Source organism: Acidilutibacter cellobiosedens (genome assembly GCF_004103715.1).
GTDB lineage: Bacteria > Bacillota > Clostridia > Tissierellales > Acidilutibacteraceae > Acidilutibacter > Acidilutibacter cellobiosedens.
In genome coordinates this window covers 2,775,906-2,794,622 of record NZ_CP035282.1, presented here as the reverse complement: position 1 = coordinate 2,794,622, position 18,717 = coordinate 2,775,906, and the positions used below count along the sequence as shown (strand labels likewise).

General features: G+C 36.5%; 15 protein-coding genes. All 15 read left to right on the top strand.

Going from position 1 to position 18,717, the window contains the following annotated elements; translation table 11 throughout:
* The 15 genes from EQM13_RS13400 (at window position 1) to EQM13_RS13335 (ending at window position 18,655) form a co-directional block, all read left to right on the top strand.
* Window positions 1-717, top strand: coding sequence for an ABC transporter ATP-binding protein (locus tag EQM13_RS13400; protein ID WP_114218549.1), 717 nt, complete (start codon window positions 1-3; stop codon window positions 715-717).
* A gap of 420 nt (window positions 718-1,137) precedes the next feature.
* A complete protein-coding gene (locus tag EQM13_RS13395; protein ID WP_128752964.1) occupies window positions 1,138-2,361 on the top strand; it encodes an ABC transporter permease in 1,224 nt (407 codons plus the stop codon).
* Between the two features lie 17 nt (window positions 2,362-2,378).
* Window positions 2,379-3,074 carry an ABC transporter ATP-binding protein gene (locus tag EQM13_RS13390; protein ID WP_128752963.1) on the top strand — a complete coding sequence of 232 codons (696 nt, stop codon included), beginning with the start codon at window positions 2,379-2,381 and terminating at the stop codon, window positions 3,072-3,074.
* On the top strand, window positions 3,058-4,536 hold the full coding sequence (gene ccpM / locus EQM13_RS13385; RefSeq protein WP_128752962.1) for a Cys-rich peptide radical SAM maturase CcpM: 1,479 nt from the start codon (window positions 3,058-3,060) through the stop codon (window positions 4,534-4,536). Before EQM13_RS13390 ends, ccpM begins: the two co-directional genes overlap by 17 nt.
* 2 nt (window positions 4,537-4,538) lie before the next feature.
* Window positions 4,539-5,660: a P-loop NTPase family protein gene (locus EQM13_RS13380; RefSeq protein WP_128752961.1), complete on the top strand. Its 1,122-nt coding sequence runs from the start codon at window positions 4,539-4,541 to the stop codon at window positions 5,658-5,660.
* Window positions 5,661-5,671: 11 nt separating this feature from the next.
* Window positions 5,672-5,929 carry a peptide maturation system acyl carrier-related protein gene (locus tag EQM13_RS13375; RefSeq protein WP_128752960.1) on the top strand — a complete coding sequence of 86 codons (258 nt, stop codon included), beginning with the start codon at window positions 5,672-5,674 and terminating at the stop codon, window positions 5,927-5,929.
* 326 nt (window positions 5,930-6,255) lie between these two features.
* Entirely contained in the window at window positions 6,256-8,142 is a 1,887-nt protein-coding gene (locus EQM13_RS13370) for an FtsX-like permease family protein (RefSeq protein ID WP_128752959.1), read from the top strand.
* Between the two features lie 7 nt (window positions 8,143-8,149).
* On the top strand, window positions 8,150-9,352 hold the full coding sequence (locus tag EQM13_RS13365; protein ID WP_128752958.1) for a S8 family serine peptidase: 1,203 nt from the start codon (window positions 8,150-8,152) through the stop codon (window positions 9,350-9,352).
* A 31-nt stretch (window positions 9,353-9,383) separates the two neighbouring features.
* Window positions 9,384-11,093, top strand: coding sequence for an ABC transporter ATP-binding protein (locus EQM13_RS13360; protein ID WP_161567256.1), 1,710 nt, complete (start codon window positions 9,384-9,386; stop codon window positions 11,091-11,093).
* Between the two features lie 16 nt (window positions 11,094-11,109).
* Window positions 11,110-11,283: a hypothetical protein gene (locus EQM13_RS18290; protein WP_161567255.1), complete on the top strand. Its 174-nt coding sequence runs from the start codon at window positions 11,110-11,112 to the stop codon at window positions 11,281-11,283.
* Window positions 11,284-11,408: 125 nt separating this feature from the next.
* Window positions 11,409-13,274, top strand: coding sequence for an FtsX-like permease family protein (locus tag EQM13_RS13355; protein WP_128752956.1), 1,866 nt, complete (start codon window positions 11,409-11,411; stop codon window positions 13,272-13,274).
* A 192-nt stretch (window positions 13,275-13,466) separates the two neighbouring features.
* Window positions 13,467-15,296: a translational GTPase TypA gene (gene typA / locus EQM13_RS13350; RefSeq protein WP_071139945.1), complete on the top strand. Its 1,830-nt coding sequence runs from the start codon at window positions 13,467-13,469 to the stop codon at window positions 15,294-15,296.
* Window positions 15,297-15,491: 195 nt separating this feature from the next.
* Window positions 15,492-16,958 (top strand): cardiolipin synthase, encoded by a 1,467-nt coding sequence (gene cls / locus EQM13_RS13345; RefSeq protein WP_240662936.1) that lies wholly within the window; start codon window positions 15,492-15,494, stop codon window positions 16,956-16,958.
* A 46-nt stretch (window positions 16,959-17,004) separates the two neighbouring features.
* Window positions 17,005-17,781 (top strand): hypothetical protein, encoded by a 777-nt coding sequence (locus tag EQM13_RS13340; protein WP_114218545.1) that lies wholly within the window; start codon window positions 17,005-17,007, stop codon window positions 17,779-17,781.
* Window positions 17,782-17,812: 31 nt separating this feature from the next.
* On the top strand, window positions 17,813-18,655 hold the full coding sequence (locus EQM13_RS13335; RefSeq protein ID WP_128752955.1) for an aminotransferase class IV: 843 nt from the start codon (window positions 17,813-17,815) through the stop codon (window positions 18,653-18,655).
* The last annotated feature ends 62 nt before the right edge of the window (window positions 18,656-18,717 follow it).

The following is an 18,717-nucleotide window of genomic DNA, read 5'->3' as shown; positions in this document are numbered from 1 at the left end:
ATGCTGAAAGTAGACAATTTACATGTATATTATGGAGGGATACACGCCTTGAAAGGAGTGTCCATAGATATAAATTCCGGTGAGATTGTAACTATAATCGGAGCCAATGGAGCCGGAAAATCGACTTTGCTTAATGCCGTATCCGGATTTTTAAAGTATAAAGAAGGGAAGATAACATATAAAGGTGAAAATCTTCCGTCTAATCCGAGCAAAGTGGTAAAAGACGGCATATGTCAGGTACCGGAAGGAAGACTTGTGTTTGCCAATTTGTCCGTGAAAGATAATCTGTATTTAGGAGCCTATTTGAGAAATGATAATAAAAAAATAAAAGAGGATTTGGAGAAGGTATATACTCTTTTTCCAAGATTAAAGGAAAGAGAAAACCAGATTGCGGGTACCTTGAGCGGCGGAGAACAGCAGATGCTTGCCATGGGAAGAGGACTTATGAGCAATCCTGATCTTATGCTTCTTGATGAACCTTCTTTGGGATTAGCGCCTCTTTTGGTTCAGACAGTATTTGATATAATAGTGGATATAAGAAAGATGGGCAAGACCATACTATTGGTGGAACAAAATGCATACAAAGCCCTTTCCGTTGCCGACAGGGCTTATGTCCTGGAACAAGGGAAGATAACGATGAAGGGTTCAGCGAAAGAAATTGCCGAAAATCCAAATATTAAATCGGCTTATCTGGGAACGGCAAAACAGAAAATATAAAAAATACTTTTAGAGCCCCTGCAATTTTAATTAAAATTGCAGGGGCTTTTCCTGATATATTTCATATTTTTCCATAAATTCTACATAATTTTTACATAAAATATATTTACTTATATATATAATAACGATATAATTTAAATCAAATAGAAATATATGCTTTTATTATGATAAAAAGGTAAATATTGATATTAAAAAAGCAATACATAAATAATCCGGCAAACCCTTTAGAACAAATCCTACAGAAAGTTGTCAGGATAATAGCAAGTCATCTCTTAAGATCAGACATAAGAATTCCAATACTCAATCCAAAATTTATTCCATAATGTATCCTGCGTTTATTAAATAAAAAATTTTAAATAGATATTTATTATCAATTATAGTCATTTTATTTATTTACTTTTTAAAAAGGCGGTGGTGATTATGTTTGTTTTTCATGCAATTCAGAAGAATATTTCAAGGCACAGAAAAAAGAGTTTTCTGTCTGTTCTGATTTCATGCATGATTGTTTTATTTCTGCTGTTGTACATGGGAAATATAGAAAAAAATCAAGCCCAGCTTTTAAGGCTCGGAAGGACCATTCCCGTTACGGGGAGCATATGCAATATGGATGGCAGTCAGGATGTGGGGCTTCAGATTGATTTCGGGATGCTAAAAAAGATGCGCAACACGGGACTTGTAAAAGACGAAGTGACTGCGATGGAAATATGGGCTGCTTTACCCGGTACATACAGCGAATCGGCTATGGGAATTTTATTCAGGTTTGAAGGCACCAATTCTTTTTCTATATTTTCATCATTCGCACCTGAGGATGTTTCATATATTGATAACTACGATGAAAGTTTTTTAAAGGGAAGTGAAGCCGTATGTATTGTAAGGGACAGGTTTATGAGGGAGCAGAATATCAAATTGGGAGACGAATTGGAAGTTGAGGCCTATGCACCGAAATATGATGATGAAGGACAAATCATAGACGATTTTGAAAAAATAGGCCTTGTGAAGATGAAGGTGATCGGAAGCTATAAGTCCAAAACCCAGAGCCGCAATGAAGCGCCCTATATTATAAGCTCGGACAAATTTGTGGAAAGCATCTATGAAGGAACAAATGTTAAGAGCTATGCAAGCGCCGCAAGGTTTACCCTCAGGGATTCTCTCAAAATCAACGAATTTAAAGATGAAATGGAGAAAATCGGATTTTTACCTACCAATATGCGTTCAGGTTTTTCACGGGTGGGAAAAGCCCTGACCATAAACGACGAAACATTCATCATGTCGGCAACTCAGCTTACGGAAAGCCTGAACATGCTAAAAAGTTTTGCACCGCTGATTTTTATAATCGTTGCCGCAATCGGCTTTATATCGTCTTATTTATTGATGCAGAGCAGGCAGCATGAATTTGCCATTATGCGTTCCTTAGGGACAAGTAAAGAAAAATGTTTTCGGATAATCTTTTTGGAAAGCATGATATTGGCACTTTTAGGCAGTATCATAGGAGCTTTTGTATCGGGTTTTATTGTAAACCTTATGTTTAAAACTACTGTAACTGTTTTAGCAGTATTCCTGATTTTTTACATGATGGGGACAGCAATTGCACTGCTTTTACTGAACAGATTCAGCGTAATGGCGGTATTATCCAAAACGGACTAAAGGGAGGTATGGTGAAATTGAGTATATTAAAAGCAAAGGAAGTAAGCTATATATATAAAAGCAAATATCAGACGGTTAAAGCGGTTTCCGACGTTTCATGCACCTTTGATACGGGGAAAGTCTATGCCATAGTAGGCCATTCCGGGAGTGGAAAGACCACATTTCTTTCCCTTTTGGCAGGCCTTGATCTGCCCACGAAGGGAGAAATCTATTTGGAGGACAAACCCATGAGCACATTGGACAGGGATAAATACAGGAGAAATACGGCGTCTGTTGTATATCAGTCCTTTAACCTGTTTCCCCTTTTGACGGCTCTCGAAAATGTGGCTTATCCCATGGAGCTTAAAGGAGTTCCCACAAAAGAAGCCAAAGAAAAAGCAAAAGAGCTGATTTCAAAAGTAGGGCTCGAAGAAAGAATATATAATCAGCTTCCTCTTATGATGAGCGGAGGAGAGCAGCAGAGAGTTGCAATAGCGAGAGCCCTTGCAGTGGGAGGGAAAATCCTCCTTGCCGACGAACCTACGGGAAACCTTGATACCGCAAACGGAAACATAGTAGTGGAACTGCTGGGGAAATTGGCTCATGACGAAGGATACGCAGTGATTATCATAACCCACGATATGAGCATAGCCGACAGGGCAGACGTTGTTTACACCATGAAAGACGGGAAGCTGGCAACAAAAGGGGGAAGTTTTAATGGAACAACAAGTTAAACAGTCTAAGCCACTGATTCTGCCTTTTAAGACTCCGTTGGGGTTTTATTTCTATGAAACAAATAGGAATGAAATAGTGGCAGTAAATGAACAATTATATAAGTATATTGATGCCGTAATGCAGGATAATGAGCAGGAGATCCACCAGTTTGGGGAGGAAGTTGTCCGTCAGTATGGTGATTTGAAGGACTGCGGATATCTTTGTACAAATCATGTGAAAGAAATAAAACATCCTGCAACGGATGAATTGGAACTTTTTTTGGAACGAAAAATTGACAGCATTACTCTCCAAGTGACACAGAAATGTAATTTACGCTGTTCATATTGCGTATATTCCGAGAACAGTTATCCCAGCCAGAGAAGTCATTCGGAGAAAATGATGTCTTTTGAAACGGCAAAAAAAGCAGTGGATTTTTATTTCATGCATTCTATGGATACAAAGCAGCCTAATATCAGCTTTTATGGCGGCGAGCCTTTTTTAAATGAAGAGTTGATCAAACAGGTAGTTGACTATGCAAGAAGAGTGTTTGAAGGGCGGAATATTACTTTTACTACGACAACCAATGCTACATTGTTAACCGACGACCTTATAGATTACCTTGCTGAAAACAAATTCAATCTTATGATCAGCTTGGACGGCCCGAAATCAATACATAATCAGAATCGGGTTTTTGCTGCTAATAAGAAAGGTTCCTATGATACGGTAATAAGGAATATCAAAAAAATATGGGAGAATCATCCGGAATTTGCGAAAACCGTATCTATAAATATGGTAATCAATCCGGAGAACAGCTATGAAGAAATAAACAAATTATTTAATGACAGGTATATAAGGAAAATGAGATGCCTTCATTCGATTGTGGAAAAAGATGAGGGAGAGACGGTGAACTATTCGGATGAGTATGTGAATGAAAGCCTTTACAATCAATTTTTGGGTATTTTGTCTACAGTCGGGCGATTCAAGAAAGCCGGAGTCGGAAAGACAACAATTGATGAAATTGAAAATATGGAGCATGAAATACAAAAAATAAGGTATGGAGTATTGGGGGATGTGGCGGCGCCGGGAGGCCCGTGTATCCCCGGCAAAATGAGGCTGTTTATAAACTGCAAAGGTGAATTTTACCCATGCGAGAGGGTAAACGAAATATCGGAGTGTATGAATATCGGCTCTTTGGATAGGGGTTTAGATAAGGATAAGATCAATTCCTTGCTTAATATCGGAAAACTGACGGAAGATGAGTGCAGAAATTGCTGGGCGTTTACCCAGTGTATTCTCTGCGGAAAGAAAGCCGACAAAGATGGGAAGTTATCGGCGGAAAAGAAAAGAAAATATTGTCAGGAATCAAAAAGAATGGCTTTCTCGAAAATAAAGAATAAGGTTCTGCTCTTTGAGTTAAAGAGGCATTTGTCGGGAGAAGGGAATTCATTGAACGATGTAAATATATTCCGGGAGGTGAAATGATTATGGGAAAATCGGCGATATGTGCTGTTCCCTTTTCGGCGGAAGATATACCTGTTATCATAAATCTGACGAATTTTATGCCTGAATATGTCGTTGATTCCGTCATTGCCCCAGGAGGATTGGGCTTGGAAGGGAAAGATATCGGTGCTGCTGAAAACAGGTGTGAATTAGGATATACGGTTACTTCAAATCTGAATGACAGTATAAAATCATGTGATACAGTACTTATATTATCAAAAGATAAATCCGGCCATTTATATGATTATGGGATAAAGGCAGTGGAAGAAGCAATCAGGCAGAGAAAGGATATCATATGCCTGCTGGATCTGGACAGAGAAACAATGAATCGGTATAAAGAAATATGTCATGAAGAAAACATCGGCTTCCGCTGTATCATTGAGGACAAACTTCCCCGGGTTTCATACAGGGACATTTCGGAGCCCTTGTATCATCCCTATGCACCTGTTGTTTTTATCGGGGAACTGGCAGAAAATGTTCAGGGATACGAGGTATTTTACAATTTGGTTAAACTGTGCCAAGATAAGGGTCTTAGAGTGTCCGCCATAGGTCCGGAAAGGGCAAACGGTTTGTTCGGTTTCCACACAATTGATTTTTCGGATATGAGAGGTGAGTTGGGCAGCCGTGTCTATAGGGTAAATAAATATGTAAGGAATATTGAAGAGCAGGAAAATCCGGGCATCATCATCATCAAATTGCCAAAACCGATGATGAAGTTTGATGAAGATGTCAGGTATGATTTCGGATTATCCGCTTATATGGTTTCTCAGGCTGTTCCGGCGAGTTTTTTTATTGCCTGCAGTCCATACGGATTTTTCTCAGAGAAGTTTTGGGAGCCGATGAGCGGCAGTTTTCAGGCAAAGTTCGGATATGAAATAGATGCGGTTCATATCAGCAATAAGATGATAGACAGTACGGATGAGATGGATAAAAATAAACTTTGTTTTGTTCATATGTCCGGCCGGAAAGTTCAGGAAGTTATTGAAGAAGTGTCTGATGAGTCTTCGTTTATATTAGGCAATCTTACCGAACCGAAATATATGGAACGTGTCTTTAAAGAAATAGAAAACAGCTTAATTCATGTACCGTACGGGCTGATTGTATAGGGGGAGAGTTTATGGAGAGAAAAGAAATTGTCCGAGGACTGAAAAAAATTTTTTCAACATATTTCAATATAAATGAAGAATTCAGGGAAGAAAACTTTGATAAAATCTTAACTGGGTATTTTTCCTTTGGTTATTCAGACCTTGTATACCTCTATATTTTAATTGAAGACAAATTTAATATTGCCATTGATAGTAGACAGTTGGGAGGGTACAGATTTAATACCATTAATGACATTACTAAAATAATTATGGAGTCAGTATTAACATAGAATTTCATATTAATGCATCTCAAAATTAATAAAAAAGAGGTGATTAGATTGAAAAAAATCAAGAAAATAAATCCTATATCTGCACAGTCAGTGTACTCTTTCTATTGCCCATGTGATGGACGTTGTGAAGTAGTATGTTTATGCAACATTTCAAGTAAGGGAAAGTCTAATCTTATTAATTCACTGAATGAAAATACTCCGCACAGAACAACGGGAGTATAAAAGTTAATAATAGATAATAGAAAGTAATTATTTATGAGATGCATTGATTGAAATACGAGAGCCGTTTGCGGTAGCGTAAACGGACTCTCCTTCATTAATGAAAAATGAAAGCGGAAGGTGAAAATATGCTGTTAAAAAACAGTTTAAAACAAATGGGAAGGACGAAGGCAAGAACAATTGTTTTTCTTTTGCTTACGGTACTGACGGTTATGTTTTTGTCTCTGGGTATCAACCTTTGGCAGACATGTAATGGAAACCTGGAAAAGTACAAAAAAGTTTTTACCACTGTGGGGGTAGTCAATCAAAAGGAAAATTCCGTGGAGTTAAAGCAGAGTTGGAATTCTGCAAGAAAGGAATATACTTATTGGGATGAACCTATATATGATTATATTTTGCCGATTTCACTCCTTGATTTCAAAGGGGCTGGTTACATAATTAAACCCGAGCAGAGGCCTTACTACGGAGCTTATTCTCCCGGTATAAAAGTTTGGTCTGCAAAGGAAGAAGAATACGTTGAAGGTAAAACGAGCGGTATTGTGGAAATAACACCATATGAAGATTGTATTCCTTCAGATCTTGTAAGAGTGAAAGTTAAAAGGGTACTTTATGGTACATCCGATTTGGAAGGGATCGACATTTGGTTTTTCGATGAATTTAACGATAATCCGGGATTGATGGAGAAAGGAAAAACATATATAACATTTGTTGAACAAATTCCTAATGAACATAAGGATTCTTATATGAAAATATCTTATGGATTTGTTCCGTACAATCTTACCGTTTCAACTCAAAGAAACAAAAAAGGCGAAACAGTCGTTGAGGAAGATGTGCCTTCTGAAAATTGGGAAGAGGTTACGGACAACTTTTATGAAACTGGGGGGGAAAAGAAATGGGAAAATTTCGGGAATGCAAAAGACAGATTCTTTAAGCATACCTTTCCAGTTGTACCTACAAACAAGACAGAGTTTCTGATGGAGTTTAACCAAGGAAATGCATCTATTTGTGACGGACGGGATATCACAAAGGAAGAGTACGAAAAAGGTGATAAGATATGTATTATACCCCAGAAATTTGCCCAGATAAACGGATTAAAAGTAGGTGATAATCTCAATCTTAAACTGTATTATGCGGATTATGAAAAATCGGCAAGCCAGACATTTTCAGCAGGTGTTACTGTACTGAACTTTGGGATTCTTAATGCCCAAGGAGAAGTATATCCTGTATTTGAGGATAGCAATTATAAAATTGTAGGATTTTACAGCAATACCGTCAATCCTGAAGCAGAACCCACAGGGTATGAACTGGGAAGGAATGCGGTGGTTATCCCTTCGAAATCCGTGAAAAACAGCGACGAAAACAACATTGTAGGCTACGGCCCCATGAAGGGATACAACACATCTTTTCAGATACCAAACGGGACGACGAAAGAATACATGGAAAAATTCAAAGCTTTAGGTATCAGCAATTTGGAGGTGGAATTTTATGACGGAGGGTATGAAAAGCTGTCTTCAGGGATGCAGAATTTGAAAACAGTAGCGGTAGTTTTGGTAGCCGTAAGCGGGGCGACGACGCTGGCAATACTGTTTTTCTTCGTATTTTTGTTCATTTCGAAGCAGAAGAAGCGTACGGCAATAGAACGTTCTCTCGGTATGAACAGGAAGGAATGTACACTGTCCATGCTCTACGGTATTCTTATAATTATATCCATAGGGGCAGTTACAGGAAGTTTTGCCGGATTTAAGACGGCAGATTTTATTATGTCGAAGTCGACAAACATGGAAACGGAATTGTACAGCACGGCTTTCAGCAATTGGGTAAACAATTCCGATAAGATGGCGAATTTAAGTGAAATCAGTGTATCGGCAAATCCCATGACACCGGTTGTAGTATGCCTCGGGGTGGTTATTGTATCTTTTGTTATTTCATTGGTATTCATTAAAAATAATTTAAAAGCGGAACCTCTTGAACTTTTAAGTAAGAGCGAGGAGTAGGTATGTTATGGCAGAAGGCAAACTGAAAATAGCGGTTATAGATGACGGAATAAATATGGGGCTGATACATAGGATGAGAGATAAAAAAAATGAAATTACTTGTCTCCAGGCATGGAAGGGTACTTGTGTTGCCCAGTATACAACTCCGCTGCAGATGATTAATCACGGAACGGTATGTACCTTGATTTTACTGGAGAGCCTGGAGACAGAAAAAATTTTAAATGATGTCCAAATTGTAAGTATCTCGGTTTTGGACATGGAGAAGCGGAATAATCTCCGGAAACTGAGCGGAGCAATTCAATGGAGCATTGACAATAAAGTGAACTTGATTAGTTTGAGTATCGGTTTGAAACAGTTCGTTTCCGCGGACAGGATAATTGAAGTATCAAAAAAAGCCGAAAAGAACAATACAATTATAGTTGCCGCCGGGGCAAATGACGGCATCGTCACTTATCCCGCATGTTTGCCTTCCGTGATAGGGGTAAAGACAGCTGATTCGGCTTCAGAGGAAGAAACATTTTATATCAGTCCGGCAGACGGCATAGATGTCCGGGAATATGTTCCCGAATTAAATGTGCTGAAAAAGCTGGAACGGGATTTCGGCTATTATTTGTCATCGGCCAACAGTATTATCGCACCGGTTGTTGCCGCACAGATCGCAGAAATTATTTTGAGGGAAGAAAAAATTGCCGATATCAAGCTTATAAAAAAGCTCCTGGCAAAGAAAAAAAAATTAAAGGTTATAAGTGACAGTTACGGTTGTTTTTTATCAAGAACCTTACCGGAAACAAAGGATATAGAGGAAATGCAGATACCGATAATAGCTGTTGAATATGATCCTTTAAATAAAAAAAATATTGAAAAATTGTCAAGGGTGCTGCAGCGGAAATTCATAAAAAATGAGTACAACTGTGTATGTATCAGCGATATGATTTCGGAAAACCGTTTCGAAGAAAACCGTTTTAGATTGCCGGCAGAAAATACAAAAGAATGGTTATGCTTTTATGAAAGTTTTTTAAACGCAAATATCATCATCATGTTGGTTGATGAAAAATGGCTGAATTTTTTTGTATCTTCCCGTTTTATCGATGGAGTTGTTTCGGAAAAGGAAAGACACTTTGACTGCCCATTCTGTCATTTGGAATCAACAAATGATGATTTGGCATCTCAAGAAATTTTTGAATGGGTTATCGGATTATTCAATGCTTAAGATTGATATGAGAGGCAGAGTGAAATTTTATATGAAAAGCGAAAAATTCGATTTTGGGCTGCTCAAAAGAATATTAAAGTATCTGGAACCGTTTAAAAAAAGGTTATGGCTTATTATAGCCGGTTTTGGCCTGTCCACCTTAGTCGGCTTTTTCCAGCCCCTTACCATCCGAAACATTACGGATAACGGTATGTCACAAAAAAATTTGCGGGTTATTATATATTCCGTGTTTGTTTTATTCGGTTTGGTTTTTGTGAATCAGCTTATTGAGGTGATGCAGACAAAGCTTTTTACGGATATTCATAACGAATCGGAGTTTCTGCTTTCACATCAGGCTTTCAATAAGCTCCTTCATCTTAAAACTGAATATTTCAGCGATAAGAACAATTCCGAAATTATAAACAGTCTACAAATGGATGTAGATAATGTATCATCCGTAACAAGCCGTTTCATAGCAGTCAATATCAGTTATATATTTAGGGTAATCAGCGGTATAGCGGGATTGGTTATTATCAGCTGGAAGTTAACCCTTGTTGTTCTGGCAATGGCGCCGATCAAATACTTTACCGTGCTGAAGCTTTCCAAACGAAAAGAAAAGAAAACGGAGAAATTGATTGAGATATACCGTGATTTTTCCGCATGGTTTGACGACAATATCGGCGGCGTGAAAGAAATAAAGCTATGGAACCTTTATGACCGGCGTTACAGAACTTTTGAAAAAAAGCAGAAGGATATTCTGAAGATTAATAAAGAAAGCACGATGCTGGATACTTGGAATGTATTTTATGAGGTTATGCTTGAATGGTCGGTGACGGGGATTCTATATATTCTCGGCGGGATTCTGATTGTCAACGGTTCCCTTACAATCGGAGGAGTGTTTGCATTTCTTTCATATAGCAGCTATGTTACCGGCCCGATTTCTTCAATACTCAACATCAGGTATTTTTTCTCGAAGATTTTTCCGTCTGCAAAAAGACTTTTTTCGTTTCTTGATATGGAAGAAGAGGTAGATCCCGAAAACGGTAGGGAAGTTGAGAAAGAAAATCAAATGATTCAATTCAAAAATGTATCTTTTTCCTATGAGGAGAACAGGGAAGTCTTAAAAGATATCAGCTTTACTTTTTCAAAGGGAGAGAAGATCGCCATCATCGGAGCAAACGGAAGCGGTAAGACAACTATATTGAATCTCTTATTGCGTTTTATTGAACCTACAAAGGGTGAAATATACATTGGTGACAAAAATATAAACCAAATCAGCATAGATAAATACCGCTCACTGTTTTCTGTTGTCAGTCAGGAGCCTTATCTCTTTCATGATACTATTATGAACAATATCAATCTTGACGGCAGTGCAGATGAAGAAAAGGTGGAAAGGGCCTGCCGGCAGAGCGGAGCAAATGAGTTTATCGATAAATTACCCAAGAAGGAAAACAGCAAAATCGGGAAAAACGGAGCAAGGCTTTCCGGCGGAGAAAAACAGAAACTTGCGGTTGCCAGGGCAATTGTAAAGGATTCGCCCATTGTCATACTTGACGAGGCAACTTCGGGATATGACGTGGAGTCCGATTCATACCTCCATGATGTAATCCTGAATGAACTTAAGGATAAATCCGTGATTATGATAACGCACAGATATGATAATTTGGAAGGTATGGATATCATATATCGCTTATCTGAAGGCAGATTGGTAAGGGTGAATAAATCAGAAAACAGATTTCATATCAGTGCATCTCAAAACTAACCAAGGAGGCGATAAAGTGAAGAAGATTAAGAAAATAAATCAAATATCTGCCCAGTCGGTATATTCCTTTGGATGTGCATGCGATGGGTACTGTTCAACAATGTGTTTATGTCATTCTATTTATTCAACTAATGGTAATCTTGAAAATGAAATGAGTGCAAATAATCCACACAGAACAACTGGAGTATAAAAATAACGGATGATAAGATAAATGGTTTCCATGAGATGTACTGATTTTGAAATATGAGAGCCGTTTGCGGTACCGTAGACGGACTCCCATTCATTAATGAAAAATAAAAGCGGAAGGTGAGAAATATGCTGTTAAAAAACAGTCTGAAACAAATGGGAAGGACGAAGGCAAGAACAATTGTTTTTCTTTTGCTTACGGTACTGACGGTTACGTTTTTGTCCTTAGGTATCAATCTTTGGCGGACATGTAATGATAATATGGAAAAGTACGAAAAGGTTTTTACCACTGTGGGGGTAGTCAATCAAAAGGAAAATTCCGTGGAGTTAAAGCAGAGCTGGAATTCCGCAAGAAAGGAATATACTTATTGGGATGAACCTATATATGATTATATTTTACCCATTTCTCTCCTTGATTTCAAAGGGGCTGGTTACATAATTAAACCCGAGCAGAGGCCATACTACGGCGCTTATTCTCCCGGTATAAAAATCAGGTCTGCCAAGGATGAAGAAGATGTTGAGAGTAAACTTAATTCTATTGTGGAAATAGTAGCCTATGGAGACTGTATTCCTTCAGATCCTGTGAAAGTGAAAGTTAAAAGAGTACTTCATGGGACGTTTGATCTGGAGGGGACTGACATTTGGCTTTGCGACGAATTTAACGATAATCCGGGATTGTTGGAGAAAGGAAAAACATATATAACATTTATTGAACAAATTCCTAATGAACATAAGGATTCTTATATGGAAAGATCTTATGAATTTATTCCGGAAAATCTTACTATTTCAACCCAAAGGAATAAGAAGGGAGAAACGGTTGCGGGGGAAGATATGCTTTCTGAAAAGTGGGAAGAAGTTACTGATAATTTTTATGAAACTGAGAAAGTAAAGAAATGGGAAAACTTAGGAAAGGCAGAAGACAGATTTTTCGAAGATACCTTTCCCGTTGTTCCTACAAACAAGACGGAGTTTCTGATGGAGTTTAACCAAGGAAGTGCATCTATTTGTGACGGACGTGATATCACAAAGGAAGAGTACGAAGAAGGTGATAAGGTATGTATTATACATTGGAAATTTGCTCAAATAAACAATTTAAAAGTAGGAGATAATTTAAATCTTAAACTGTATTATGCAGATTATGAAAAATCGGCAAGTCAGATATTTAGGGCAAATGGTACTGTGTCGGATTTCGGGCTTCTCAATGCCCAAGGAGAAGAATATCCGGTCTTTGAGGACAGCAATTATAAAATTGTAGGATTTTACAGCAATACCGCCAATACGGAAGCAGAACCCACAGGGTATGAACTGGGAAGGAATGCGGTGGTTATCCCTTCAAAATCCGTGAAAAACAGCGACGAAAACAACATTGTAGGCTACGGCCCCATGAAGGGATACAACACATGTTTTCAGATACCCAACGGGACGACAAAGGAATACATGGAGAAATTCAAAGCTTTAGGCATCAGCAATTTGGAGGTGGAATTTTATGACGGAGGGTATGAAAAGCTGTCTTCAGGAATGCAGAATCTGAAAACGGTAGCCGTAGTTTTGGTAGCGGTAAGCGGGGCGACGACACTGGCGATACTGTTTTTCTTCGTATTTTTGTTCATTTCGAAGCAGAAGAAGCGTACGGCAATAGAACGTTCTCTCGGTATGAACAGGAAGGAATGTACACTGTCCATGCTCTACGGTATTCTTATAATTATATCCATAGGGGCAGTTACAGGAAGTTTTGCCGGATTTAAGACGGCAGATTTTATTATGTCGAAGTCGACAAACATGGAAACGGAATTGTACAGCACGGCTTTCAGCAATTGGGTAAACAATTCCGATAAGATGGCGAATTTAAGTGAAATCAACGTATCGGCAAATCCCATGACGCCGGTTGTAGTATGCCTCGGGGTGGTTATTGTATCTTTTGTTATTTCATTAATATTCATTAAAAATAATTTAAAAGCGGAACCCCTTGAACTTTTAAGTAAAAGCGAAGAATAAAAAAGGACGTTGTTTAATATAAAAAACATAAAATCCAATAGTTATTTTAAATATACCTAAGATTTTAATCGAAAAAGGAATAAATCTTAGGTATATTTGTGTTTGTTTTATTGTTTTGTTGATTTTTTTGTGATTTGTGGTAAAATTAATTCTGTTGATAAATTCTTAAAATATTAGGAAGTGGTAAAAAGTATGAAGGAAACGAGAAACGATGTAAGAAATGTCGCCATAGTTGCCCATGTGGATCATGGAAAAACTACATTAGTCGATGCTCTACTCAAACAAAGCGGAATATTCAGAGCAAACCAAGTGGTAAGAGAGAGGGTAATGGATTCTAATGACATTGAAAGAGAAAGAGGAATAACTATACTGTCCAAAAATACAGCCATTTATTATAAGGACATTAAAATAAATATTGTGGATACTCCCGGACATGCGGATTTCGGCGGAGAAGTGGAAAGAATATTAAAGATGGTAAATGGAATAGTACTTCTTGTAGATGCTTTTGAAGGACCAATGCCTCAAACCAAGTTTGTGTTAAAAAAAGCTTTAGACCTTAAATTACCGGTAATAGTATGTATCAATAAAATTGACAGACCTGATGCAAGGCCTAAGGAAGTAGTAGATGAAGTTTTGGATTTATTTATTGATCTGGGAGCAGATGAAAATCAGTGTGATTATCCTGTTGTATTTGCTTCGGCTAAAACAGGCTCTTCGACTCTTGACCTTAATGAAGAAAAAAAGGATATGACGGATTTGTTTGAAACCATAATCAGGTATATTCCCGCACCGGTCGGAGACTATGATGGACCTCTTCAGGTATTAATATCCACTATAGATTATAATGATTATGTAGGGAGAATAGGGATAGGCAAAATTGACAGAGGTAACATCAGAGTAAATCAAGATGCAGTTATAGTAAATTATGAAGATAAGGATAAGAGAAGAAAAGTCAGGATAACTAAAATATATGAATTTGAAGGACTGGAAAGGGTAGAAGTAGAGGAAGCAAAGATGGGCAGTATTGTTGCCGTAACGGGAGTCGAAGGAATACACATAGGTGATACCATATGTGATGTGGATAATCCGGAACCTCTTCCCTTTGTAAAAATTTCCGAGCCCACCATATCAATGACTTTTTCCGTAAATGACAGTCCCTTCGCAGGGCAGGAAGGAAAATTTGTTACCTCGAGACATTTGAGAAACAGGCTTTTTAAAGAAATACAGACGGATATGAGTTTAAGAGTCGAAGAAACGGATTCTACAGATGCCTTTAAGGTTTCGGGAAGAGGAGAACTTCATTTATCGGTGCTGATTGAGACCATGAGAAGAGAGGGATACGAGTTTCAAGTATCCAAACCGGAAGTTTTGTTTAAAACCATAAACGGAAAGAAGAATGAACCTATAGAAAATGTAACAATTGATGTTCCTGAGGATTTTATAGGAATAGTCATAGAGAAGCTGGGAAGAAGAAAGGGAGAACTTGTTAATATGAAGGAATCCAACGGAGGATATGCGAGGTTGGAGTTTTTCATTCCGGCAAGAGGGCTTATAGGTTATAGACAGGAGTTTATGACCGATACCAAAGGCAATGGAATAATGAATTCCGTGTTTAAGGGATATGAACCATATAAGGGAGATATTCCCAGAAGAAGTCAGGGATCCCTTATTGCATGTGAAACCGGAGAAGCTACGGGATACGGTTTATATTCTGCTCAGGAAAGGGGAGTTTTGTTTTTACAGCCGGCTGAGAAAGTTTATGAAGGAATGGTCGTAGGCGCGAATCCTAAGGGAAACGATATAGAAGTTAATGTTTGCAGAAAAAAACAACAAACCAATATAAGATCGTCTAATTCAGATGATGCATTAAAATTGTCTCCTCCGGATATTATGTCTTTGGAAGAAGCTTTGGAATTTATAGAAGATGATGAACTCATAGAAATAACTCCGAAAAGTTTAAGAATAAGAAAAAGAATATTAAACAGTTCATTAAGGTATAAATCTCAAAAAAATAAAAAATAAGGAACATTTTTTAATGTTCCTTATTTTTTATAACCCATAGGTAAATCATAATATACCTTAATGTAAGCTTTCCATAAATGGGTTTAAAAAAAGGCTTCCTCAATATATTATTTTTTTAACAAAAGCCTTTTTTTATATTTTGGTTGGGTATATACTAAATATTGCCATGAATAAAAGCGAGAGGGAGGGGATGATGTGGAAAACTTTATATCTACAGTAATATCTATAATAATATGGATATTAAAAAATATATTATGGATTAATATTTTGCTGGCTATATTGGTAGTTTTTTTTGAAAGAAGAGATCCAAAGTCAACTTGGTTATGGTTGATGATATTTTTCTTTCTTCCTGGTATTGGATTTATATTTTATTTGCTTGCTGGGCAGGATTTAAAAAAGAGAAATATGTTTAAGTTAAAGGAAGAGGAGGATAAATATATCAGAGATCTTGTGAGAAATCAGGAAAGGAATATTCAAAGGAATCAGCTAAATTTTGATGATCCTGAAATTAAGGAGCATCAGGATTTAATTCAATATCATCTTGCTGCCAGCGAATCTATTTATTTTCAGAATAATAAAGTGGAAGTATATTTTAGCGGGCAAGATAAATTTAAGGCACTGATAGATAGTTTGGAAAAGGCAGAAGAATTTATTCATATGGAATATTATATTATAAGAAATGATAATATCGGTAAAAAGATAATGAAGATTCTTACCGATAAGGCGAAAGCCGGAGTTGAAGTGAAACTTCTGTACGACGGAATGGGAGGAAGACATCTTCCTAAGGATTTCGGGAAAGAATTAGTTGATGGGGGAGGAAAAATAGGAGTATTTTTTCCGTCTTTTGGTTTGTTTAATTTGAGAATTAATTATAGGAATCACAGGAAAATTTGTGTTATCGACGGAAAAGAAGCTTTTATAGGAGGATTTAATATCGGAGATGAATATCTGGGGCTTTCAAAGAGATTTGGATTTTGGAGGGATACTCATTTAAAAATAGAGGGAGAAGCTATTACAGGACTTGAATGGAGATTCTTACTTGATTGGAGATTTGCTTCTAAAGAAGAATTCCAGTTTGACAGGAAATATTTTCCTGAGTTAGAACCAAAGGGGAAAACCAGTATCCAAATAGTATCAAGCGGCCCTGATTCTAAATGGAGCAGTATTAAAGACGGATATTTTAAAATGATTAGTAATGCAAGGCAAAAAGTTTATATTCAGACTCCCTATTTTATTCCAGATGATAGTATATTGGAATCTTTAAAAATTGCCGCATTGTCTGGGATAGATGTAAGAATTATAATTCCGTCGAAACCAGACCATCCCTTTGTGTATTGGGCAAGTTTATCATATATGGGGGAGCTTTTAAAAGCAGGAGTAAGATTTTATATATACAATAACGGTTTTATTCATAGTAAAGTAGTTATTTCGGATGATGTACTCTCCTCTGTAGGTAGTGCAAATTTAGACATAAGAAGTTTCGAGCTGAATTTTGAAGTAAATGCATTTATGTACGATGAAGAAATAAATAAAAAAATAACAGATAAATTTATTGATGATTTGAATTTTTGTAAGGAAATAACCATGGAAGAATACGAGAAAAGATCCTTTATCATAAAATTTAAGGAATCCATATCGAGATTACTTTCACCTATTTTGTAACATAAAATAACCGCCTTTGGAAATAATAAATAATGAGGTGGTGACTATGAAAAAAGGTTTTATTGTTTTAATTTTAATGATTATAATTGTTAGTTCTACTTCTTGTCAAGTTAGGCAAAATCAAAAACCTACAACTTATGAAAAAAGCGATAAAGCTTCTGAAGGTTTATATAGAATTGTTGAGAATATTAATGATATAATAATAGATGTAGAAAAAGCAGGAAAACTTTCAGCAACTTTTAATGAAAGTACAAGTTTGATTGAAGCAGATATACTTAAGGAGAAGGAAAAAAAGAAGGAAGAGATAAAAAAAGCCTGGGAAGAGATAAATTCCAAAATAAAGGATAGCCATGAATCTTGGAACAAGTATGAAAAAGAAATAATGGAACGTGGAGCTACGAGTGAATATATTTTAAAATTTAAAAATAGTCTCAATGGCCTTACCGTTGCTGTAGAAAACAGAGAAAATAAGGATATAATTAATTATGGGAGTAAGGCGCTGTTTGATTTTTCTCCTTTTTTAGAGCTTTATAAAGATGAATTCAGAGGAGAAACATCAAGAATAAAGTATTATGTGTATCAAAGCTATCTTGCGGGAGAAAATAATGAATTGGAAAAGGCAAAGGATCTTCTGGATATGACTGAAGAATATACTGCGGGTTTAAGACAAAAAATTGAGGATGATCAAAAAAAAATGAAGATATTTGAAAAATTAGTACTGTCTCTTCAGGATATGAAAGAGGCAATAAATGTTGGAAATAATAATTTGCTTAAGATTAAAAGAGATATAATATTACAAAATATCAAGGATATAGAAGAATAAAAATTAGAAATTGTAAGGGGGATTTTAAACTATGAACAAGGAAGCAGTAAAGAATTACTTTATTATTAATGGAGAAATAATATCTACCGATGATATGAGAGTATTTGATACTATAAAAATTTCTCCCATATATGAAGTTATCAGAATAATGGACGGAATACCCCTTTTTTTTGAGGAGCATGTGAAAAGAATGAGAAGATCTGCGGAAATAGTGGGCAAAACTATATTCAGAAAAGATCAGGAAATAATAGGGGACATTAAGAAGCTAATAGAAGCGAATAATGTAAAGAATTTAAATGTAAAACTTCTTTCGGCCTATGAAGAAGGAAAGAAGGAGACATTTTTAGCGTATTTTATTGAAAGTTACTACCCTGATGAAAAGGTATATAGAGAAGGAATACATACAATACTTTATCATTATGAAAGAAAAAATCCTAATGCTAAGGTGTTGAATGTTTCATTCAAAGATGAAGTTAATAAAAAGATAAAAGAAATGAATGCATTTGAAGCTCTTCTGGTAAATAAAGAAGGATATATTACCGAAGGAAGCAGGTCTAATATGTTCTTTGTAAGAGGGGAAAAAGTGTTTACAGCTCCTAAAGGAGAGGTTCTTCTGGGAGTCACGAGAAAACATATAATAAATGTTTGTAAAGAATTAAATATTGATGTCGTGGAAGAAAATATCAATATAAAGGATTTAGATAAAATAGACGGAGGCTTTATGTCCGGTACTTCAGTAAATGTACTGCCTATATCTTCTATAGATGATAAGAAATATAGTTCCGCAGACAATAATTTAATAAAGGCCATACAAGATGGATATTTAAATTTAGTTAAGAATTACATTGAAGAGAAGAAATCCCTTTGTAAATAATATAAAACAGTGTTATAATATAGCATAACATATAAATTCTATTAAATTAAAGGATGAAATGC